This is a genomic window from Yoonia sp. (genome assembly GCF_036007805.1).
Lineage (GTDB): Bacteria > Pseudomonadota > Alphaproteobacteria > Rhodobacterales > Rhodobacteraceae > Yoonia.
Map to the genome: position 1 here is coordinate 1 of NZ_DASYOK010000159.1, position 20778 is coordinate 20778.

The following is a 20778-nucleotide window of genomic DNA, read 5'->3' on the forward strand; positions in this document are numbered from 1 at the left end:
CCTGAAACCGACCGCGCGATGATCTGCGGCAACCTTGCCTTCAATCTTGAGCTCAAGGATATGCTGGAAGAATACGGGCTGGTCGAAGGGGCCAACTCGAACCCCCAGCATTACGTCGTAGAAAAGGCATTTCTGGACTAACCCCCCACCAAAACAAAGAAAAAAGCCGCGTGAGTGATCACGCGGCCTTCATTGTTTGTTGCTATGGCAGGTTTACATGCCAAGCGCTTCGCGGATGCTTTCAAGCACAGGCTGCAGCAATTCCGGCTGGTTCCGTGCGCCTTCCAGCGACGTCGTCAACACTGTCTTTTGCATCTGTGACAGCTCGGAATTCTGCACGATTTCCATCACGCTATTGAAGTTGAAGCCTTCGACTGTCAGCACTTCGCCGTCCTCAGACAGCATGGCGTCCGGTGCCGCTTCTGCCTCTGCCGGCGCTGCGTCCTCGGTCACCGCATCAACGGCTTCTTCAGTTGCTGTTTCAGCGGCACCTTCGGTCGCTTCAACGGCTTCCTCGGTAGTGCCGCTCAACGCGTTCACGGCGTCTGTTGCCGCATCAGTCGCGCTATCAAGCGCGTCTTGAACAGCCGCTGCTGCCTCATCGCCAGCTGCGGCGGCAGAATCGATCGCGGCTTGTGCTGCGGCTGCGGCCTCTTCAGCCGCGGCCTGCGCAGCAGCTTCGAGAGCGGCAGCTTGTTCAGCGGCAAGTGCTTCTGCTTCCGCAGCAGCAGTCTCGGCCGCTTCTTGTGCAGCAGCGGCTTCGGCTTCTGCCGCAGCTTCAGCTGCAGCGGCTTGCTCGGCTGCCAATGCCGCGGCTTCTGCAGCGGCGGCCTCGGCGGCGGCTTGCGCTTCTGCAGCAGCGCGTTCTGCTTCTTGTGTGGCCCCTGTTAAGACGCCAACGGCCTCACCCGGTGTCCGGCCTTGGGCTGCATATTGGTATCCAAAAAAACCAACGACAGCCAAAACGACGAGAATAATAATCGCACGCATGGGTCATCTCCTTCTAAACTATAATATTTGGCCCCCACTGGGCCTTGCTGTGCGGTATGTCAGATGGGCAGTGAATGGGAAAGTGCAATTGCGGGGGAAAAATCGGCGGAAAACCGCATCTTTTCCGGGTTGAAGGTAACCAGCGACAGGTTTAGTTTGCCCCTTAGCTTTTTGGAACAACGCAAGGATAAAGACCATAGGACGCAGACCTCATAACGCACCACCACAACGCGAAACCGGCCCACGTATCAACGAGCGTATCAGATCGGATGAAATCCGCCTGATCGGGGCGGATGGCGAAAATGTGGGCGTTGTCACACCCGCACGTGCAATGGAAATGGCCGACGAAGCTGGCCTGGACTTGGTGGAAATTTCACCAAACGCCAACCCGCCGGTTTGCAAGATCATGGACTACGGCAAGTTCAAATACGAGACTCAGAAAAAAGAAGCTGAGGCGCGTAAGAAACAGAAGATCATCGAGATCAAGGAAGTCAAATTCCGTCCGAACACGGATATCAACGACTACCAAGTGAAAATGCGCAACGTCTTCAAGTTTCTTGAGAATGGCGACAAGGTAAAGATCACCCTGCGGTTCCGCGGCCGTGAAATGGCGCACCAGGAATTGGGCCGTCAGTTGCTCGAACGTGTTGCCGAAGACACCAAAGAAACCGGCAAGGTCGAGAACTTCCCGAAAATGGAAGGTCGCCAGATGGTCATGCTGATCGGACCACTGACGAAGTAAGGCTGAAACGTTTTGAATGAAAAGCCCCCGCAACCGCGGGGGCTTTTTTGGTTCAGGCGGCAGCGGTAACCGCCCGCCCTGTCATGACTTTGATCAGATGTGCGCGATAGTCCGGCGAGCCGTGCAAATCGGCGATCATCCCATCAGCGGGCACGGTCAGCCCGTCGAGCGCCGCGGCAGAGAAGTCCGCCGACAATGCGGCTTCTGCTTCACTCCAGCGGAAGACCCCGTTTTCAGAGGCCCCTGTCACGGCCACACGGACGCCATCCGCGTATTTCGCCACAAAGACCCCCACCAAGGCAAACCGCGACGCGGGCTGCACAAATTTCTGGTAGTGCGCTTTTTCGGGTACCGGAAAGCGCACTTCGGTGATCACTTCGCCATCCTCAAGGGCGGTCTCGAACATCCCCTGAAAATAGTCATCCGCCGCAATCTCGCGCGTATTGGTGATGATCGTGGCACCGGATCCCAATGCCGCTGCCGGATAACACGCGGACGGGTCGTTATTGGCCAGCGATCCGCCGATCGTGCCACGGTTGCGTACCGCCGGATCACCGATATTTGCTGCAAGCCCCGCCAAACCCGGATAATGCGCGGCCGCTTCTTTCGCCACGGTGGCGTGGTTGGTCGCACCGCCGATGCAAACCGCACCGTCATCGGCCAGACAGACGCCTTTCATCTCGCCAATGCCCGTCAGACTGATCAATGCTGAAGGCATCGCCAGGCGCTGTTTCAGCGTGGGGATGAGGGTCTGCCCCCCGCCCAGCGCCTGCGCGTCCTCGTTTTTCAGCGCCTTGACTGCATCCGCAATTGTGGAAGGCCGTTCGATATCAAAAGCATACATGAGCGTTCTCCCTTATGCGTTGTTCATGGCGGCCCAGACGCGCGCGGGCGTCAAAGGCATGTCGATATGGGTCACGTTCTTGCCGCCCGATTGCAGCGCATCAATCACCGCATTCACGACCGTAGGTGGCGATCCAATCGCACCGCCTTCGCCACAGCCTTTGGCCCCCAGAGGGTTATGCGTGCAGGGCGTGCCACCGTCATGGCTGACCGCGATAAACGGCAGATCATCAGCACGCGGCATGACGTAATCCATGTAACTTGCCGACAAGAGCTGGCCGTTTTCGTCATAGGTGGTGTTTTCCAGCAGGGCCTGTCCGATCCCTTGGACAACACCGCCATGCACCTGTCCGCTCACGATCATCGGGTTCATGACGTTGCCGAAATCATCACAGGCGGTAAAGCGTTCAATCGTGACTTTGCCGGTTTCCGGATCAACCTCCACCTCACAGGCATAGGCGCCTGATGGATAGGTAAAGTTGGCCGGATCATAGAAGGCTGTCTCCTCCAACCCCGGCTCAATATCCTCGAGCGGATAGTTGTGCGGGATATAGGCCTTGAGTGCCACCTCACCAAAGCTGACGGATTTATCCGTCCCTTTGACCGTGAACTGCCCTTCCGCGAAATCCACGTCGTCGGCAGAGGCTTCCAGCATATGCGCTGCGATCTTCTTGGCCTTGGCGATGATCTTTTCGGTCGCACGGACCATGGCCGATCCGCAAACCGCGAGGCTGCGGGATCCGTAAGTGCCCATCCCGAATGGGATCTTTGAAGTATCACCATGCACGATATCAACCGATGCCGGATCAATTCCCAACATATCCGCCACGATCTGCGGGAACACTGTTTCATGGCCCTGCCCGTGACTATGCGCGCCAACCATCACACTGAGGTTGCCCGTCGCGTTCACGCGCACGGTCGCTGCATCATAAAGACCGACACGGCTTCCCAGCACACCGACGAGGTTCGAGGGCGCAATACCGCAGGCTTCGACATAGGCATTGATGCCCAGACCGCGCAGCTTGCCTTTCGCCTCGCTCGCCTTGCGGCGCTCTTCAAAGGCTTTGCGATCTACAATTGCCTCCATCTTGTCCATCAGCGCATCGTAGTCGCCGCTGTCGTACTCCAGTCCGGCCGCACTGGTGAAAGGAAACTGGTCACGCTTGATGAAGTTCTTGCGCCGCAGTTCCACGGGGTCCATCCCCAGTTCGCGGGCCGCCATGTCGATGACACGTTCAATCGAATAGGTCGCCTCGGGCCGCCCAGCGCCGCGATAGGCGTCAACGGGGGCCGTGTTAGTGAACACAGTTTTCACGTTCACGTACACGTTTGGCACGGTGTAGTTACCCGCCATCAATGTGCCATGCAGGAACGTGGGCGTCGCGGTCGAGAAGTTCGACAGATAGGCCCCCACGTTCGCCAGCGTTTCACTGCGAAAAGCAATAAATGTTCCATCTTTTTCGCAGGCCAGTTCAATCTTGGTCACGTGGTCACGCCCATGTGCATCGCTCAGGAAGCTTTCGGTGCGATCCGCCACCCATTTCACAGGGCGTCCGACCTTTTTCGAAGCCGCTAATACCAGTGCCTCTTCACCGTAGTGGTAGATTTTTGAGCCGAAACCACCACCTACATCAGGGGCAATCACGGTCAGTTTGTTTTCAGGAATGCCCAGCACAAATGCGGAGATCAGCAGCCGCGTCAGATGCGGGTTCTGCGAGGTCGTTTGCAACAAATAGGAATCGCCTGCCGCGTCATAGGTCCCGATCGAGGCCCGGGGCTCCATCGCGTTGGGCACCAGACGGTTGTTCACAAGCTCCAGCGTGGTCACATGCGGTGCGTTCTTGATCGCCTCATCGGTGGCGGCGCGGTTGTCCTCGATCCAGCCCCAGTCGAAACACTGGTTGGTGCCAATCTCGTCATGGACATAGTTATCACCCGCCAAGGCGTCGGCCATGTTGATGACCGCTGGAAGTTCCTCGATATCGGCGATGATCTCTTCGGCGGCATCACGCGCCTGTTGTTCTGTCTCGGCAATCACGGCGGCATAGGCATCCCCCACGTGGCGTACCTTGCCATGGGCCAGCACAGGACGCTTGGGTTCTTTCATCGGCTCGCCATCGCGGCTGTTGATCAGCCAGCCTGCGGGGTTGCCGCCCACATCAACGAAATCCTCGCCGGTAAAGACCGCCAGCACACCGGGCATGCTCTCTGCCGCCGATGTATCGATAGATTTGATCACACCATTCGCCACGGTCGAGCGGACAAAAATCGCCGCCGCCTGCCCGAAGACATTGATGTCTGCGGTATATTTTCCCTTCCCAGTCAGAAAGCGCACGTCCTCGCGGCGCGTTGTGCTGGCACCAATTCCGCCATCTTTTGGCATTCTCATTCCTCCCTGTCGGAACCACAATTTTTCAACGAAAAATTGGTCCCAAATTTTCCTCGAAAATTTGCTTACTCGGCGGCGATAGCCGACACATCCTGACCGGATGCAGCCATGATCGCTTTGACGATGTTGTGGTATCCGGTGCAGCGGCAGATATTGCCTTCCAGATATTCACGGACTTCACGTTCCGTGGGCGTCGGGTTTTCCTTCAGCAATGCCGCCGCCGACATCACCATCCCGGGTGTGCAGAACCCACATTGCAAACCATGATGATCCTGAAACGCCTGCTGGATCACATTAAGCGATCCATCTGCATTGGCTTGCCCTTCGATGGTCGCCACATCAGTACCATCCGCCTCGACCGCAAACATCGTGCAGGCTTTCACTGCCGCGCCATTCACATGGATCACACAAGCACCACATTGCGAGGTGTCACACCCCACATGCGTGCCTGTAAGATGCAGGTCGTTGCGCAGGAAATCCGACAGCAACGTGCGCCCCTCCACTTCACCCGACACGGATTTCCCGTTCACGGTCATAGTTACCGATGCCATTGTTTCCTCCCAAAAACGCTTATGCTTCGATGTGAGTTAAACACGGCAAAAGGCACTTGAGAACACCCTACTTCCGCTGCACCTGCAAAGTAACGGGGATTTGTGCCTAGAGACTGGCACGAGGTTTCGGGCGGGACGGGATTTCTTTGAGCAATCCCCCGACGCCCATTTTGGCAAAATCGGCAGGTGTGGGGCTGAGGCCGCAGATCACCCGCTCAAGCACCCAATCAGCCCCGTTCAAGGCCGGTGAGCGCGCACATCCCGGCAAACCCACAACGGGTTTTTTCCCATAATTCCCTAGGAACAACAGGTTCCCCGGATCAACAGGCATCCCGAATTGCGTGACGTAGCCACCAGCAAGCCGTAGCGCCGCAGGCCCCACATCTTCGGCGTCCGACGTAGCCGAGGCGGTGAGGATAAAGACGACCTCACCCTCTGCCCCCTTGATGGCGTCCGCCAAGGGCGGCTCCGCATGCGGCACTATCACGCGGGGGGTCAGCGTGACGCCCAGCCGTGACAAACGTGACGCCAGTGCGCGCCTGCCTTTGGTTGCGGGCTGTTTACCGATCTCGGTTTCAATCAGACTTGCCGTCGTTACGCGGGGTGGCAAGAGGGTCAATGCCCCGTGCCCAGCAGCGCAGGCGGCGGCGACATCACCGGCAGGGACGGCATAAGAAATGATCTTGATGGTCGCGACCATCATCCCTTCCTCGACCCGTTGCAGCGGTGGCACTGTGGCGACCGTGACCATCGGATTGATGGCATTGCAGGCGTCGATCCGCGCGGCGTCGATCTGCACAATCCCGGGGCCTTTGGCAAAGAGGTTCACGCGCCCCGTCGCGGCCTTGCTGATGTGCAGACCCGCACCTGCAATCGCTGCTGCAAGCTGGGCTGCTGCAGTGTTCTCATCCAGATCACCGGGATCATAGCGCGCGACGATCACCTGCGCGTGTCCCGCCGCCAGCAATGCCGCGATATCCGCATCAGAGAGGACCTGCCCTTTGCGCAGCGCCCCCGTCTTCACCGGCACCGAATGCGCCAGCACGCTACCCGCCGCCTCTTGCGTGGGGACAGGTCCGAATTTCACGGTTTTTTCCGCAAGGCCTGCGTTACCTCTGCCATGATGCTCACAGCAATTTCGGCAGGCTGGCGCCCCCCAAGATCAAGCCCGACCGGCGCATGAATGCGGCCGATCTCTTCATCGGTGAAACCCACCTCCTTGAGGCGTGCGACCCTTTTGGCATGGGTGCGCGTCGATCCAAGGCACCCCAGATAGAAGGCCTCGGATTCCAGCACCGTCACAATCGCGGGATCGTCCAATTTTGGATCGTGGGTAAGTGTAATGACTGCCGTGCGGGCATCAATCCTAAGCGCGCGCAGGGCCTCATCGGGCCAGTCATCAAGGATGGTTTCGTCCGGAAACCGTGCCTGCGATCCAAAGGCCGGACGCGGATCAATCAGGATCGGCCTGTATCCACAGGCCCGCGCCATTGGCACCAGATGCTGGGCAATATGCACAGCCCCGACAATGACCATACGCAAAGGCGGGTTATGCACGGCCACGAAGGTGCGTCCGTCCTCCTCAATCCCTGACGTATCGGTGCGCTGCCGGTCAGGATAAGTCCACGCCGCCTGCAACCGTGGGCGGCTTGCGATGATATCGGTGACATAGACGACAGCACTGGCCTCCGCGCGGGCATCGGCCAACCGTTCAAGAATATCAACCGGCATCACAGGGCCCACGGGTTCAATCAGCACCTTGATCTCGCCACCACAGGCCAAACCGACGGCAAAAGCCTCGTCATCGCTCACGCCAAAGCTCAGCAAGCGCTGTTCGCCGTCGGCAATGGCGTCAATGGCCTCGGTAATCACGGCCCCTTCGACACAGCCCCCCGACACGGACCCCTCCATTGCGCCATCGGCATCAATCACCAACTGGCTGCCCACAGGACGCGGTGCGGACCCCCAGGTCTGCACGACTGTCGCGATCGCCACACCACGGCCTGCGCGGTACCATTCAAGCGCCAGTTTCGGCAGGTCATTGATGTCATCTGTCATGGTAGCCATATCCCCGTTCGCGTGTTGCCTGCTTTATCACAGCTCAACACTGCCCGCATCACAATCGCGCCAGCAGGCGCGCTTTTTCGCCAGTATCATCAGGACGAGACAGCGCCTCTGCCAAGCCTGCCAGCGACGCGATATTGTGGCCTGCGCGAAAACTCGAACAATGCGGCAGCATCTGCATGATCCCCCTCGCCTTGGGCGCAAACCCGTCCCAGCGCAGCAATGGGTTCAACCAGATCAACTGGCGTGACGAAAGGCGCAGCCGCTCCATTTCACGGCCCAGATCATGGCCCGCGTCACGATCAAGCCCGTCGGTGATCAGCAATACAACCGCGCCCTGCCCTACGACACGGCGCGACCAGTCGCGATTGAAGTCATGCAAACAGGCCCCGATCCGCGTGCCGCCTTGCCAATCCTGCGCCTCGGCCCCCGCTGCGGCAAGAGCCGCGTCCACATCACGCCTGCGCAGGTGGCGGGTGATATTGGTAAGACGGGTGCCAAAGGTAAATGCATGGACCTGCGCCCACCCCTGCCCCTGCCGGTTCGACACCGCATGAACAAACTGCAAGACTGCGCGCGAATATTGCGACATTGAACCGGAGATATCGCACAGCACAACAAGATTCGGATACCGCAGCTTGCGTCGTTTCGTTGCAAAATCAGTGACTTCGCCACCTTTGCGCATGGCGCTGCGCATCGTGCCCCGCCAGTCTGGGAGCACCCCCGCCAACCGCACGGTCCGGCGGCTGAGCACCGGCGGCACAGGCAGCGACAGCGTTGCCAGAACCGCCTTTGCCGCGTTCATTTCCGCATTGCTCATCAATTCGAAATCCAGTGTCCGCAGCCGTTCCTCTGCCGATGCGGTCTGCGTCGCATCAATGTCAATTTCAATCTCATCATCGTTATCAGATTGCGGTGGCAACGGGCGGTCTTCCCCGTCCAAGAGCGCCTCCGCCGCGCGCTTCTCTGCAGGGGCCGCTGCGCGTTCCTCCTGTGTACCGCGCACCATCGGGCGCAGGAAAGACATCATGTGTTCAAGATACTCGGGATCCCGCCAGTAAAGCCGGAAAAGCTGGGCAAAGATCAGATGCTCTTCGGGTTTGCTGACAAAACAGGCATGCAACGTCCAAAAGAAATCCGCCTTTTGCGTAAACCCCACCGCCGCGACCGCATTGATCGCATCAATCACCCGCCCTGTACCAATCGAAAGCCCCGCACGGCGCAGGGCACGCGCGAAATGCGTGATGTTCTGCGCCAGTTTGGGATCATCCGGCAGGGTCAGTGCGGGGTATTGGACCATCAGGCCTTTTCCAGATCGGCCTTGGCGGCATCAAGGATGCGTTTGGCCTCGGACCCCTGTAGCCTCTGGATATCGTCCTGATACTTCAGGATCGCCCCCAATGTATCGGCAATGGTGGCCGGTGACAGGTCAATCACATCCAGAGCCAGCAGGCACTTGGCCCAGTCGATTGTTTCGGCCACACCGGGTTTCTTGAACAGATCCTCCTCGCGCAACCGCTGCACAAAGGCCACGATTTCACGCGACAGGGCCTCGGAGGCCTCGGGTGCGCGGGCATGGAGAATTTCGATTTCACGGTCAAAATCGGGGTAATCGACCCAGTGGTACAGGCATCGTCGCTTGAGCGCATCATGGACTTCGCGGGTCCGGTTCGAGGTCAGGATCACGATGGGCGGTTCCGGTGCGGTCACAGTGCCGAGTTCGGGAATCGTAACCTGAAAATCGCTCAGCGCCTCAAGCAGGAACGCTTCAAACGGGGCATCGGTCCGGTCGATTTCGTCAATCAAGAGCACCGGCGCGCCACCCGGTTGCGGGCGCATGGCCTGTAAAAGCGGTCGTTCAATCAGATAGTCTTCGGTGAAAAGTTCGGATTTCAGCATATCGCGGTCGGTCCCGCCTGCGGCCTCGGCGGTGCGGATCGCGATCATCTGTTCGGCGAAATTCCATTCATAAACCGCCGACGACGCATCCAACCCCTCATAGCATTGCAGCCGGATCAAACGGCGGCCCAAAGCCTGCGCAATTACCTTGGCAATCTCGGTCTTGCCAGTCCCTGCCTCACCTTCCAGAAACAGCGGACGGCCCAGTTTGAGGCTGAGAAACACCACCGTCGCAAGGGCCCGCCCGCAAACATAGTTCTCTGCGGCCAGTGCAGCCTGCACCTCGTCAATATCTGCAAATGCCATTCAGTGATCCTCCCGCGTTATACAACTGCATCCCCGCACCGCCGCGTCAAGCCGTCCATTGCCCCTGACCCGCAGACGTCCTACCCTGCGCGCAACAAGTTGGGAGCAAAGACAATGAACGATTCCACGCCAATCAAAGCCACAGGTTTCGGTCCTGACCTTGGACCATTCGACTGGGCCGATCCGCTGCGCCTTGAAGACCAGTTGACCGAGGACGAGCGCATGTTGCGCGATGCGGCCCATGAATTTGCGCAAAATACACTACAACCGCGCGTCACCGCCGCCTACCGCGATGCGACCGTAGATCCTGATATCTTTGCAGAAATGGGTGCCGCAGGCTTGCTCGGCCTGACGATCCCCGAAGAATACGGCGGCCTCGGTGCTGGCTATGTCACCTACGGCCTTGTCGCGCGCGAGGTTGAGCGTGTGGACAGCGGTTATCGGTCGATGATGTCGGTGCAATCCTCGCTCGTGATGTATCCGATCCACGCATACGGCAGCGAGGAACAGCGCCAGAAATACCTGCCCGGGCTCGCGGCGGGCACGCTGATCGGCTGTTTCGGCCTGACAGAACCCGACGCGGGCAGCGATCCTGCCGGGATGAAAACTACTGCGAAAAAAACCGCTGATGGCTATGTGATCAGCGGGTCAAAGATGTGGATCAGCAACGCACCTATCGCGGATGTCTTTGTGGTCTGGGCCAAATCCGAGGCACATGGCGGCAAGATCCGAGGCTTTGTGCTGGAAAAAGGCATGAAAGGTCTGTCGGCCCCGAAAATCGGCGGCAAGCTCAGCCTGCGCGCCTCTGTGACCGGTGAAATCGTCATGGATAACGTCACCGTGGGTGAAGATGCCCTGCTGCCGGGCGTCCAAGGTCTGAAAGGGCCGTTCGGCTGTCTGAACCGCGCGCGCTATGGCATTGCATGGGGCGTGATGGGCGCGGCCGAAGCGTGCTGGCATGCTGCGCGCCAATACGGGCTGGACCGCAAGCAATTCGGCAAGCCGCTGGCACAGACCCAGCTTTTCCAAAAGAAGCTGGCAGACATGCAAACGGAGATCACGCTGGGGCTGCAATCCGCACTGCAACTGGGCCGCCTAATGGAAGCAGGCAAAGCCGCTCCGGAAATGATTAGCATGATGAAGCGCAACAACTGCGGCAAGGCACTGGATGTCGCGCGGGCCTCGCGGGACATGCATGGCGGGAATGGAATCAGCGAAGATTTCCAAATCATGCGTCACATGGTGAACCTCGAAACGGTGAATACCTACGAAGGGACGCATGATGTGCACGCATTGATCCTTGGCCGTGCACAAACGGGGCTACAGGCCTTCTTTTAGGCCAGCAGCGCAACATTAAACCAGTCTTTATTGCTTATTTCACGGCCCGATTTGTATATACTCATGTGACAGGGGCGGGTGTGTTTCCGCCCCCGGGGTAATGAGTATGAATGACGGGCAGCTGGCCATCGATATCAGTCTGACGGACCTGAGCGCCAACGATTGGCTGGGTCGGATCGACGATTTTTGCGAAGATCACGGCTTCTTCGAGCAGCTTGGACGCGAGCATTGCGCGGGCTTTCTCGAAGCCGGCAACAAGCTCTTGGTCACCTTTGAGAACATACAACTGGTCCGCGAGAATAACCTCGATGCGGAACCACGTGGCTTTGCCTATACCCGCCACGAAGGCTGGTCACTGCTGTCGCTGTTTTCATTCAAGGAAAGCTGGTTTCGCGATCACCATGTTTATGAATTCTTTGACCGGCTGGTCGATGAAGGCTTTTTCGACCAATTCGAAAAGATCATCTTTCATGGTGGCGGCGGTGGTGCTTCATACGCAGCGGCCGCTTATTCGGTGACCGCACCTGGTGCGACGGTCATCGCGCTGCGCCCCCAGGCGACACTTGATGCGGAACTGGCCGGATGGGACCCGCGTTACAAACACGTGCGCAGAAAGAGTTTCAGCGACCGCTACGGCTATGCCCCCGAGATGATTGATGCCGCGGACAAGGTCTTTATCGCCTATGACCCGATCCAGCGGCTTGATGCCTGCCATGCAGCACTCTTCCGCCGGCCACAAGTGATCGCCCTGCCCTGCCCCCTGCTTGGAGATGATCTGGATCAGGCGTTCGACCGCATGGGTATCCATGATGTGATCATCAAATTGGCCATGGACGATATGCTTGATCGTCGTCGTTTCACGCGGCTGTTGCGCGCGCGGCGCTATGATCCGAGCTATGTGCGTGCGCTCGTGCGCCGTTTGGTGGTGACGGGTCATCCCCGTTTGGGACTGATCGTGTGTGAATACATGATCCGGCGAGGCCACAAAGCGTTCTTCATCGACAAGCGCGAAGAACTCACGCCAGCCGAAGACATTCACACATAGTAGGTATCGCGATAGACGTGCCGCACAATTGCGTCACGGCTCAGACCGATATCGGCCAATTCGTCGTCACTGAGCTTTTGCAGGCGGAGCACCTGAGAGGACCGGTTTTGCGCGGCCAAAAGCCGTGAGACACCGCTTGCAATGGCGCCAAAGAAAGAAAGAAAAGGCAGCGGAGCCGCCTGGGAAGTTGTCTGTCTGGCCATAATGGCTGTCCTATCGGGATCATTTGATTTACCCGCTAGATAGACACACCATTGGCCATGAAAACAGATAATGCTGCATTGCTGCAATGCAGCAAACGCATGTCGGAAAACTAGTTGGTGTCTCGGCGGCCTTCGATGACCTTTTTTAGCACATTAAAGATGCGTGACCCGAAATAACCCAAGATTGCACCGATGATAATCCCGAAGACTGATCCGCTATCAAAAGCAGCGGCAACAATTGCCGCGCCAAGCAACGCCACCATGAAGGCAACCAGACGCTTTTCCGCGGGTGTTACCACAAAATAGCCCTCAAGCGTTTTGACGATCGGACCAGCGACAGGGCCCTCGATCTGTGGTGTCAGAAACCCGGCGGCTGCCGCAATCAGAAATCCAAGCATCGTGTCTCTCCATTGATCCAGTGTCTTGACCGGAAATATCATGAATTGCCGCAAGCTGTGCAAGGGCATTCACGAAAGCGCCTCGCGCGCGAAAGGACTATGGCGTCCTGCGGCGCAACGGTGTAATCGGAAAACATGCCAGATAGAAACCTGACCCGCCTCACCATCCGCCGCCCTGATGATTGGCACTTGCACCTGCGTGACGGTGCCATGCTGCGGGCCGTTTTGCCCGAAACCACACGGCATTTCGCGCGCGCGATCATCATGCCCAACCTGGTGCCCCCGGTTGTCACCAGCGCTGATGCCGCCGCCTATCGCGACCGTATCCTTGCTGCCATCCCCGAGGGCGACACGTTCACCCCGCTGATGACGCTGTATTTGACAGAAGCGACCGACCCCGAAGATGTGCGCGCGGCACATGCCGCAGGGATTGCGACGGCGGTGAAACTCTATCCCGCAGGGGCGACGACAAACTCGGCTTCCGGCGTGCGCGATTTTGAAAAAGTGCGCCCTGTGCTTGAGGTGATGGCCGAGATCGGGATGCCGCTGTGTGTGCATGGCGAGGTGACAGATCACGAGATTGATATCTTTGACCGCGAAGCGACGTTTATTGACAAAATCCTGAAACCGCTTCGCAAGAAGGTACCCGATCTGAAGGTCGTGATGGAACATGTCACCACCCAAGACGCCGTCGACTATGTGCGCGACAGCAGCAAAAACCTTGCCGCGACAATCACGACACATCACTTGATCATCAACCGCAACCACATTCTGGCGGGCGGGATCAAACCGCATTTCTATTGCCTGCCCGTCGCAAAACGCGAAGCGCACCGTGTGGCATTGGTGCAGGCCGCCGTATCGGGCGACAAACGGTTCTTTCTTGGCACCGACAGTGCCCCCCATACCGACGCGCTGAAACTACAGTCTTGCGGATGTGCGGGTATCTTTACCGCGCCAAACACCATGTCCTGTCTGGCCGAAGTCTTTGATGTAGCCGGTAAAATCACCAAGCTGGAAGATTTCGCCTCACTTAATGGCCCGCGTTTTTATGGCCTGAAACCGAACGAAGACAGGATCACCATGACCAAGGGTGATCCCGTCAGCTATCCTGCCCATATCAACACCGAGGACGGGCCTGTCACCGTATTCGACCCCGGATTTGACCTGCACTGGCGTGTCGAAGAATAGAAAGGCCACCCGATGATCCCCACCTCTTTTCCCGCCAAAGAAGAGATCGCCCGCCTGACCGCCGGAATGTTGCTTGAAATCGGCGCGATTGACTTCAATGCGTCCGAGCCGTTCACCCATGCCTCGGGCAAAAAAGCCCCGACGTATGTGGATTGCCGCAAGCTGATTTCCTTTCCGCGTATCCGGTCCACGCTGATGGACTTCATGGCTGTGTCGATCATGCGCGAAGCCGGGTTCGAGGCCTTTGACAACGTCGCAGGCGGCGAAACGGCAGGTATTCCTTTTGGTGCGTTGGTGGCGGAACGGCTGGCCCTGCCGATGACCTATGTGCGCAAGAAGCCGAAAGGTTACGGTCGCAACGCCCGTATTGAAGGCGTGATGACCGAAGGGCAGCGGGTGATCCTGGTTGAGGACCTGACCACAGATGGCGGCTCGAAGCTTTCCTTCGTTGATGCGATCCGCGAGACAGGTGCAACCTGTTCGGCAACGGCCGTGATCTTCTACTACGGGATCTTCGAAGGTGTGGAACAAACGCTGGCCGACCACGGCGTGCAATTGATTTCGCTGTGCACATGGTGGGATGTCTTGGCAGAGGCCAAAGCGCGCGGCGCTTATGACGAGGCGACGCTCACTGCGGTCGAGGCCTATCTGAATGATCCGGCCGGATGGACGCCTGCCTGATTTTCTTTTCCACAGCTGTGTATAAAATTGGCATGGATCAGCGCATATCCTGACGGCGGTGATAGCACTGGCGCTACATGTTGATCGAATCGGCATAATCCGCGATGCTCTTGGAAAGTTATCCGAGTCTTTCCACAGCTATTTGGCTGGCGTAGCGCAGGGCTGAACTGCTAGGACGCCCTCGGGAACAGGTGAGCAGCAATGAACGAGATCACAACTTTTAATGCGTCCGGCGTCCAAGAAGCCGACGCTGACTTAATGCCGCATTCCATTGAGGCCGAACAGCAGCTTCTGGGTGCGATACTGACCAACAACGATGTGTTTGACCGTGTGGCGTCAATCATTGGACCCAAGCATTTCTACGATCCCGTCCATGCGCGCATCTTTGAAACCGCCGCCACGCGCATTGGCCGCAACATGCTGGCAAGCCCCGTGACGCTCAAGGCGTTCATGGAAGACGACGAAGGCCTGAAGGAACTGGGCGGCCCGCCCTATCTTGCGCGCCTCGCAGGGGCTGCGATTTCTGCCTTTGCCGCGCGCGACTATGCGCAGATGATCTATGATCTGGCGACACGGCGTGAACTGATCAAACTGGGCCGCGATATTACCGACAAGGCCGCCAAGGTCGATGTCGACCACGAACCGCGCGAACAGATTGTCGAGGCCGAACAGGCACTTTATTCGCTGGCCGAACAGGGCGTTTCGGAAAAGGGCTTTCAGTCCTTCCTTGCCGCCGTCACCGAGGCCGTGAATGTCGCCAATACCGCCTATCAACGCGATGGCGGGCTGGCAGGGATTTCGACCGGTCTTGTGGATATGGACAAGAAACTGGGCGGCCTGCATAAATCCGACCTTCTGATCCTTGCCGGTCGCCCTTCGATGGGGAAAACCTCGCTTGCGACCAACATTGCCTACAACGTGGCCAAAGCCTACCGCAAAGGCCAGTTGCAAGACGGCAGCGAAGGCGCGGTTGATGGCGGCGTCGTCGGGTTCTTCTCGCTCGAGATGAGCGCAGAACAGCTTGCAGGGCGCATTCTGGCGGAAGCCTCCGAGATATCGTCACATAAAATCCGGCAAGGTGACATGACTGAGGGCGAATTCCGCCGTTTCGTTGATGCCGCCAAAGAGCTCGAATCCTGCCCGCTCTATATCGACGACACTGCTGCGATCCCGATTTCGCAACTGGCGGCACGTGCGCGGCGGCTCAAGCGGACACATGGGCTTGACCTGTTGATCGTGGACTATTTGCAGCTGGTGCGCGGCACGTCTGACAACCGCGTTCAGGAAATTGGTGAAATCTCGATGGGTCTTAAAGCCATCGCCAAGGAATTGAATATTCCGGTCATCGCCCTGTCCCAGCTCTCACGTCAGGTTGAAAGCCGTGAAGATAAACGCCCACAGCTTTCGGACTTGCGCGAATCCGGCTCTATCGAGCAGGATGCGGATGTTGTTATGTTCGTTTACCGTGGTGAATACTATGTCGAGCGTGAGAAACCTGAAGACCACAATATGGAAGCAATCGCGGCTTGGCAGGAAAAAATGTCGAGCCTTCACGGCAAAGCCGAGGTTATTGTGGGCAAACAACGGCACGGCCCGATTGGCACGGTCGAGCTTTCGTTTACCGCAGAGTTCACGCGGTTCGGCAATTTGGTCAAACCTTGGCAACAAGGGGACGACCGGCAGTTCTAGAAAGGAACGCATTATCAAACGGCTTGTATTTATATTGGCCCTGTTGGCACCGCCCGCTGCGGCGCAAACGTCGCAAGACTATCTGGTGCGCTTCACCGGATTTCTGGGTGATCTGCGGCTGTTCCAGCCTGACCTGCGCGCCGGGCTATCGGGAGAAACCGACGGAACCGCGCAAGTGGCCATCGCGATGAATGAAGAGGCAACTGCGGCCTTCGCGCTGTTCACCCGCACCCATGTCAATCAATCCGTCACCTTCTCGGTCTGCGGACAATCGTTTGATAATATCACCGTGCAGGCCCCCATCGAAAACGGCTTTGCGATCACACAAGCCATGCCGCTGGAACGTGCGCAGAAAATGGTGGATGCGCTGAACGGGTTGGGCGACTGCCCAGGATAACAGGTCTGCGTTCGCAAAACACTTGCCCCACGCGTACGCCCCTGACAAAAGGTCGCCATGAGTACTGGACGCCTGATTATTGACCTTGACGCTGTCGTTGCCAATTGGCGCGCACTGGATGCAATGACAAATTGCAAAACCGGTGCAGTGGTCAAAGCCAATGGCTATGGACTTGGGTCAGGGAATGTCGCAAAGGCGCTTTTCAAGGAAGGCGTGCGCCAGTTCTTTGTGGCCGTCGCCGAGGAAGCCCTGCCGATCCGCGAGGAGCTAGGGCCAAAGCCGGAAATCTGTGTCTTTTCGGGCCACATGAAAGGCGATACGGCGCTGATCCGCGATCTGGGCCTGACGCCGATGCTGAATTCCGTCGAACAACTGACCCTGCACTTTGAAACCCTGCCCGGCCATCCTTTCGGAATCCAGCTTGATACCGGCATGAACCGTCTGGGTATGGAGATGCAGGAATGGGCGGCGGTGGCCGAAGTGGCGCTGTCGCAAAACCCGCGTCTGGTGATGTCGCATCTGGCCTGCGCGGATGAACCAGACCACCCGATGAACCCCTATCAGCTCGACCAGTTCAAGAAGATGACCGACGGGATCACCGCGCCCCGCTCTTTGGCGGCGACAGGCGGGATTTTGCTTGGACCTGACTATCATTTCGATCTGACACGCCCCGGGATCGGGCTTTATGGCGGCCTGCCCTTTGAGCAGGCAACGCCGGTGATCGAACTGGATTTGCCCGTCGTGCAGGTGCGCGACGTGGCCGAGGGTGAGGTCGTGGGGTACGCCAATGCATGGCAGGCGACCCGCCCTTCACGGATTGCGACCGTATCGGGTGGGTATGCGGACGGCATCGCGCGGATCCTGTCCGACAAGGCCACCCTTTATCATGGCGACACCGCCTGCCCGCTGGTTGGACGGGTGTCGATGGACCTGTTGACGATCGACGTCACCGACCTGCCAGAGACACCCAGCAAGCTGACCCTGATCGGCCCGCAGCAGACCGTGGATGATCTGGCACGCGCGGCAAATACCATCGGGTATGAGGTGCTCACACAGCTCGGTGCGCGCTACAATCGCAAGACTTTTGGCAAATAAACTTGTTTCATAGCACGAGCTTCATTACTTAACCCCTAGTCATTTCTAGGATTTATCATGCTGAACGTCTTGCGCTTCGCGAACCTTGCCCTGCTTGTGCTCTTTCCCATTGCATGGTTTGCACCACTGATGCGCGCAGGGCTCTTGCCCGTTTTCGGCCTCAGCGAGATCAGTGTCATTTCGGGGATGCAGGCGCTATGGGACAGTGATGTCGTCTTGGCGCTGCTGGTGACGGCATTTGCAATGTTCGCACCCTACCTCAAGACGATCGGCATCGCGCTGGTGCATTTCGACCTGTTGAAAGACAAGACGCTGCCTGTACTGTCATGGATCGGGAAACTGGCGATGGCAGATGTGTTCCTGATTGCACTCTACATCGTGCTGTTCAAAGGCGTCGGCATAGGCAAAATCGAGACCGGTTGGGGCCTTTACCTGTTTACGGCCTGTATTCTGGCTTCAATCATCATCTCGGCACTCACACCGCAGGGCAAGGCGCAAGCCTAAGCATCATTGCCAAGGTTCACCTTTTGGTCCAAAAGGTGAACATGGCCAAAGATCTTACCTTTTCCTGCTCTGAATGTGGCGCGTCCTTTCGCAAATGGTCGGGGCAATGCGATGCCTGTCAGGCGTGGAACACAATCAGTGAATCCAAGGCCCTGTCCAGCGGCCCCAAAGGCAAGTCACTGGGCGCAATCCGCGGCAAGACAATCGCACTCACCGATTTGGAGACACAGGAAAAAGAGCCGCCCCGCACCCAAGCGGGCGTCGGAGAATTAGACCGCGTTCTGGGCGGTGGCTTGGTCAAGGCCTCGGCCCTGCTTGTCGGAGGTGACCCCGGCATCGGAAAGTCAACGCTTCTTTTACAGGCTGCTGCAAGGTTTGCCCGTAACGGGTTGAAAGTCATATATCTTTCCGGCGAAGAATCAAACGCGCAAGTGCAGATGCGCGCCCGTCGTCTGGGACTAGAGAAAAGCCCTGTCATGCTCGCCTCGGAAACGAACCTGCGCGATATCCTGACGACGCTTGAGGCCGAAAAACCTGACCTCGCGATCATCGATTCCATCCAGACGATGTGGGCCGACAACGTCGATAGCGCACCGGGCAGCGTCAGCCAGGTGCGTTCATCCGCGCATGAGTTGACGACTTTTGCGAAACGCAACGGGATGGCCGTGGTCATGGTGGGGCATGTCACGAAAGACGGCACCATCGCGGGCCCCCGGGTTGTCGAGCATATGGTCGATACGGTGCTCTATTTCGAAGGTGAACGTGGACATCAGTTCCGTATCCTACGGTCTGTCAAGAACCGTTTCGGCCCCGCTGACGAGATCGGGGTCTTTGAAATGACCGGCAAAGGCCTGGCAGAAGTGAAGAATCCTTCGGCACTGTTCCTGTCCGAACGTGGCACACCAGCCCCCGGCTCGGTCGTCTTTGCCGGCATTGAAGGGACCCGCCCCATGCTGTGCGAGATCCAGGCACTTGTGGCACCTTCGCCACACAGCCAACCCCGCCGTTCCGTCGTCGGATGGGACGGCGGACGGCTTGCCATGATCCTTGCGGTGCTCGAATCGCGCTGCGGTGTCCCTTTCACCGGATTGGACGTTTATCTCAATGTAGCAGGGGGTTTGCGCATCTCGGAGCCCGGCGCAGACCTTGCTGTTGCCGCCGCCCTCGTGTCTGCGCGCGAAGACGCCGCCCTCCCCTCGGAAGCCGTTATTTTTGGCGAGATCAGTTTGTCCGGCGCGCTCCGTCCTGTGGTGCAAACTGAAAATAGATTGAAAGAAGCACAAAAACTTGGTTTTACAACTGCGATAATACCACAACAGGCCAAGCAGCCCCGCGTGGACGGCATAAGCCTGCGCAATGCGACAGACTTGGCTGGATTTGTAGAAGAGGTATTTGGCGCAAGATAGCGCCAATCGCAGGAGACGGACCATGGAAGGTTTCACACTTGTCGACGCAGGCGTCGCAATCATTATTTTGGTGTCTGGCGTCTTGGCTTACAGTCGGGGTTTCGTCCGCGAAGCGATGGCGATTGTCGGGTGGATCGGTGCAACCATCGTTGCCTTCATCTTTGCCGATCAGGTTGAACCGCTTATCCGCCAGGTCCCGATCTTGGGCGATTTCATCGGCGACAGCTGCGAACTTGCCATCATCGCCGCGTTTGCAGCCGTGTTTGCTGTGGCACTGGTCGTCGTGTCCATCTTCACACCGCTCTTTTCCAGCGTGGTTCAGCGGTCTGCCTTGGGCGGTATCGATCAGGGCCTTGGCTTCTTCTTTGGCGTCCTGCGCGGCATCCTGTTGGTTGCGGTCGCGTTCTTTGTCTACGACACCATCTTCGCCACCCAGCAGTTCGCCGCGATTGACGACAGCCGCTCGGCTCAGGCCTTTGCCCAACTGACGGGCCAGATCGAACAGCAAAACCCCGAGCAGGCCTTGGGCTGGATTACCGAACAGTACCAGCAACTGGTCGGAACCTGTGGTGCCCCAGATGCACCAGTTGAGCCAACTGTTCCTACCGAGTAAGGCGTAGGAACCAAATACGTCTGAAGGGCCACCGCACTGTCGGTGGCCTTTTCGTTAGAGGGTTTCGAAAGGCTTACCGATCATCAAGGTCGGTCGGGCGGACCTGTACATCTTCACGCCCCACTTGCCACGCCTGCCGCGCCGCCTGGTTGATATCTTCATCAAACCGCGCTGGGCGATCAGGGCGTATCTTGAAATAGACGACGACCAAGACGGTGAGAAACACCACAGCAGGGAGGGTAAAGAATAAAACAGTCAGCATTGTCATCGTTTTGATCTATGCGGCTTGTCGCCGAATTCAATATGTCTGTCTTTTCGGTAGGCGTGACCGTTTCAAGCGCCAGCTGATCGCACACCCGCCCGTTCACATGATGCACGACCACGACGCTGGCACCATGTTTTTGGCGCCGGAGCGATGATCGTTCCGTGACACGCGG

22 protein-coding genes and 1 pseudogene are annotated in these 20778 nt (G+C 58.0%); 12 read left to right on the forward strand and 11 right to left on the reverse strand.

What is annotated here, in order from left to right; all coding sequences use genetic code 11:
- Positions 1-141, forward strand: a pseudogene (locus tag VGP75_RS09110) (ferredoxin--NADP reductase); the annotation flags it as partial.
- Between the two features lie 72 nt (positions 142-213).
- On the opposite strand, the gene VGP75_RS09115 reads toward VGP75_RS09110, so the two are convergent.
- A complete protein-coding gene (locus tag VGP75_RS09115) occupies positions 214-990 on the reverse strand; it encodes a hypothetical protein (RefSeq protein ID WP_327543358.1) in 777 nt (258 codons plus the stop codon).
- Between the two features lie 283 nt (positions 991-1273).
- On the opposite strand from VGP75_RS09115, the gene infC reads away from it, so the two are divergent.
- Positions 1274-1732, forward strand: coding sequence for a translation initiation factor IF-3 (infC, locus tag VGP75_RS09120; RefSeq protein ID WP_327543400.1), 459 nt, complete (start codon positions 1274-1276; stop codon positions 1730-1732).
- Between the two features lie 52 nt (positions 1733-1784).
- Here the strand turns inward: infC and VGP75_RS09125 are convergent, their stop codons facing one another.
- The 7 genes from VGP75_RS09125 to VGP75_RS09155 all read right to left on the reverse strand — a co-directional run bounded on the left by VGP75_RS09125 (position 1785) and on the right by VGP75_RS09155 (position 9784).
- Complete coding sequence (locus VGP75_RS09125; RefSeq protein ID WP_327543359.1) at positions 1785-2576, reverse strand: FAD binding domain-containing protein; 792 nt, start codon at positions 2574-2576, stop codon at positions 1785-1787.
- A 12-nt stretch (positions 2577-2588) separates the two neighbouring features.
- On the reverse strand, positions 2589-4958 hold the full coding sequence (locus tag VGP75_RS09130) for a xanthine dehydrogenase family protein molybdopterin-binding subunit (RefSeq protein ID WP_327543360.1): 2370 nt from the start codon (positions 4956-4958) through the stop codon (positions 2589-2591).
- Positions 4959-5029: 71 nt separating this feature from the next.
- Complete coding sequence (locus tag VGP75_RS09135; protein WP_327543361.1) at positions 5030-5515, reverse strand: (2Fe-2S)-binding protein; 486 nt, start codon at positions 5513-5515, stop codon at positions 5030-5032.
- 106 nt (positions 5516-5621) lie between these two features.
- Positions 5622-6602 (reverse strand): molybdopterin-binding protein, encoded by a 981-nt coding sequence (locus tag VGP75_RS09140; protein WP_327543362.1) that lies wholly within the window; start codon positions 6600-6602, stop codon positions 5622-5624.
- Entirely contained in the window at positions 6599-7573 is a 975-nt protein-coding gene (locus VGP75_RS09145) for an XdhC family protein (RefSeq protein WP_327543363.1), read from the reverse strand. Before VGP75_RS09145 ends, VGP75_RS09140 begins: the two co-directional genes overlap by 4 nt.
- Before the next feature lie 58 nt (positions 7574-7631).
- Complete coding sequence (locus tag VGP75_RS09150; RefSeq protein ID WP_327543364.1) at positions 7632-8879, reverse strand: vWA domain-containing protein; 1248 nt, start codon at positions 8877-8879, stop codon at positions 7632-7634.
- Positions 8879-9784, reverse strand: a complete 906-nt coding sequence (locus VGP75_RS09155; protein WP_327543365.1) for an AAA family ATPase — start codon at positions 9782-9784, stop codon at positions 8879-8881. The genes VGP75_RS09150 and VGP75_RS09155 overlap by 1 nt, the downstream gene beginning before the upstream one ends.
- 114 nt (positions 9785-9898) lie before the next feature.
- Between VGP75_RS09155 and VGP75_RS09160 the strand changes: the two genes are divergently transcribed.
- Positions 9899-11122: an acyl-CoA dehydrogenase gene (locus VGP75_RS09160; RefSeq protein WP_327543366.1), complete on the forward strand. Its 1224-nt coding sequence runs from the start codon at positions 9899-9901 to the stop codon at positions 11120-11122.
- Positions 11123-11228: 106 nt separating this feature from the next.
- Entirely contained in the window at positions 11229-12167 is a 939-nt protein-coding gene (locus tag VGP75_RS09165; RefSeq protein WP_327543367.1) for a phosphoadenosine phosphosulfate reductase, read from the forward strand.
- Here VGP75_RS09165 and VGP75_RS09170 read toward each other — a convergent pair.
- Positions 12158-12370, reverse strand: coding sequence for a YjiS-like domain-containing protein (locus VGP75_RS09170; RefSeq protein WP_327543368.1), 213 nt, complete (start codon positions 12368-12370; stop codon positions 12158-12160). The genes VGP75_RS09165 and VGP75_RS09170 overlap by 10 nt on opposite strands.
- 110 nt (positions 12371-12480) lie before the next feature.
- On the reverse strand, positions 12481-12768 hold the full coding sequence (locus VGP75_RS09175) for a hypothetical protein (protein WP_327543369.1): 288 nt from the start codon (positions 12766-12768) through the stop codon (positions 12481-12483).
- A 135-nt stretch (positions 12769-12903) separates the two neighbouring features.
- On the opposite strand from VGP75_RS09175, the gene pyrC reads away from it, so the two are divergent.
- From pyrC to VGP75_RS09215, 8 genes are all read left to right on the forward strand, one after another.
- Positions 12904-13956, forward strand: coding sequence for a dihydroorotase (pyrC, locus tag VGP75_RS09180; RefSeq protein ID WP_327543370.1), 1053 nt, complete (start codon positions 12904-12906; stop codon positions 13954-13956).
- A 12-nt stretch (positions 13957-13968) separates the two neighbouring features.
- Positions 13969-14637, forward strand: coding sequence for an orotate phosphoribosyltransferase (locus VGP75_RS09185; protein WP_327543371.1), 669 nt, complete (start codon positions 13969-13971; stop codon positions 14635-14637).
- A gap of 201 nt (positions 14638-14838) precedes the next feature.
- Positions 14839-16326 carry a replicative DNA helicase gene (locus VGP75_RS09190; RefSeq protein ID WP_327543372.1) on the forward strand — a complete coding sequence of 496 codons (1488 nt, stop codon included), beginning with the start codon at positions 14839-14841 and terminating at the stop codon, positions 16324-16326.
- 34 nt (positions 16327-16360) lie between these two features.
- On the forward strand, positions 16361-16723 hold the full coding sequence (locus tag VGP75_RS09195; protein ID WP_327543373.1) for a hypothetical protein: 363 nt from the start codon (positions 16361-16363) through the stop codon (positions 16721-16723).
- 57 nt (positions 16724-16780) lie between these two features.
- Entirely contained in the window at positions 16781-17818 is a 1038-nt protein-coding gene (alr, locus tag VGP75_RS09200; RefSeq protein ID WP_327543374.1) for an alanine racemase, read from the forward strand.
- Positions 17819-17875: 57 nt separating this feature from the next.
- Positions 17876-18322: a paraquat-inducible protein A gene (locus VGP75_RS09205; protein ID WP_327543375.1), complete on the forward strand. Its 447-nt coding sequence runs from the start codon at positions 17876-17878 to the stop codon at positions 18320-18322.
- Between the two features lie 41 nt (positions 18323-18363).
- On the forward strand, positions 18364-19728 hold the full coding sequence (radA, locus tag VGP75_RS09210) for a DNA repair protein RadA (RefSeq protein WP_327543376.1): 1365 nt from the start codon (positions 18364-18366) through the stop codon (positions 19726-19728).
- 22 nt (positions 19729-19750) lie between these two features.
- Entirely contained in the window at positions 19751-20341 is a 591-nt protein-coding gene (locus tag VGP75_RS09215) for a CvpA family protein (RefSeq protein ID WP_327543377.1), read from the forward strand.
- Between the two features lie 73 nt (positions 20342-20414).
- On the opposite strand, the gene VGP75_RS09220 is transcribed toward VGP75_RS09215, so the two are convergent.
- Positions 20415-20609, reverse strand: a complete 195-nt coding sequence (locus VGP75_RS09220; protein ID WP_327543378.1) for a hypothetical protein — start codon at positions 20607-20609, stop codon at positions 20415-20417.
- Between the last annotated feature and the right edge of the window lie 169 nt (positions 20610-20778).

Excerpts from the sequence above, each read along its gene's own strand:
- VGP75_RS09115 (WP_327543358.1), bottom strand. The coding sequence starts at position 990 with ATGCGTGCGATTATTATTCTCGTCGTTTTGGCTGTCGTTGGTTTTTTT.
- VGP75_RS09125 (WP_327543359.1), bottom strand. The coding sequence starts at position 2,576 with ATGTATGCTTTTGATATCGAACGGCCTTCCACAATTGCGGATGCAGTC.
- VGP75_RS09130 (WP_327543360.1), bottom strand. The coding sequence starts at position 4,958 with ATGCCAAAAGATGGCGGAATTGGTGCCAGCACAACGCGCCGCGAGGAC.
- VGP75_RS09135 (WP_327543361.1), bottom strand. The coding sequence starts at position 5,515 with ATGGCATCGGTAACTATGACCGTGAACGGGAAATCCGTGTCGGGTGAA.
- VGP75_RS09145 (WP_327543363.1), bottom strand. The coding sequence starts at position 7,573 with ATGACAGATGACATCAATGACCTGCCGAAACTGGCGCTTGAATGGTAC.
- VGP75_RS09150 (WP_327543364.1), bottom strand. The coding sequence starts at position 8,879 with ATGGTCCAATACCCCGCACTGACCCTGCCGGATGATCCCAAACTGGCG.
- VGP75_RS09155 (WP_327543365.1), bottom strand. The coding sequence starts at position 9,784 with ATGGCATTTGCAGATATTGACGAGGTGCAGGCTGCACTGGCCGCAGAG.
- VGP75_RS09160 (WP_327543366.1), top strand. The coding sequence starts at position 9,899 with ATGAACGATTCCACGCCAATCAAAGCCACAGGTTTCGGTCCTGACCTT.
- VGP75_RS09165 (WP_327543367.1), top strand. The coding sequence starts at position 11,229 with ATGAATGACGGGCAGCTGGCCATCGATATCAGTCTGACGGACCTGAGC.
- VGP75_RS09170 (WP_327543368.1), bottom strand. The coding sequence starts at position 12,370 with ATGGCCAGACAGACAACTTCCCAGGCGGCTCCGCTGCCTTTTCTTTCT.
- VGP75_RS09175 (WP_327543369.1), bottom strand. The coding sequence starts at position 12,768 with ATGCTTGGATTTCTGATTGCGGCAGCCGCCGGGTTTCTGACACCACAG.
- pyrC (WP_327543370.1), top strand. The coding sequence starts at position 12,904 with ATGCCAGATAGAAACCTGACCCGCCTCACCATCCGCCGCCCTGATGAT.
- VGP75_RS09185 (WP_327543371.1), top strand. The coding sequence starts at position 13,969 with ATGATCCCCACCTCTTTTCCCGCCAAAGAAGAGATCGCCCGCCTGACC.
- VGP75_RS09190 (WP_327543372.1), top strand. The coding sequence starts at position 14,839 with ATGAACGAGATCACAACTTTTAATGCGTCCGGCGTCCAAGAAGCCGAC.
- alr (WP_327543374.1), top strand. The coding sequence starts at position 16,781 with ATGAGTACTGGACGCCTGATTATTGACCTTGACGCTGTCGTTGCCAAT.
- VGP75_RS09205 (WP_327543375.1), top strand. The coding sequence starts at position 17,876 with ATGCTGAACGTCTTGCGCTTCGCGAACCTTGCCCTGCTTGTGCTCTTT.
- radA (WP_327543376.1), top strand. The coding sequence starts at position 18,364 with ATGGCCAAAGATCTTACCTTTTCCTGCTCTGAATGTGGCGCGTCCTTT.
- VGP75_RS09215 (WP_327543377.1), top strand. The coding sequence starts at position 19,751 with ATGGAAGGTTTCACACTTGTCGACGCAGGCGTCGCAATCATTATTTTG.
- VGP75_RS09220 (WP_327543378.1), bottom strand. The coding sequence starts at position 20,609 with ATGACAATGCTGACTGTTTTATTCTTTACCCTCCCTGCTGTGGTGTTT.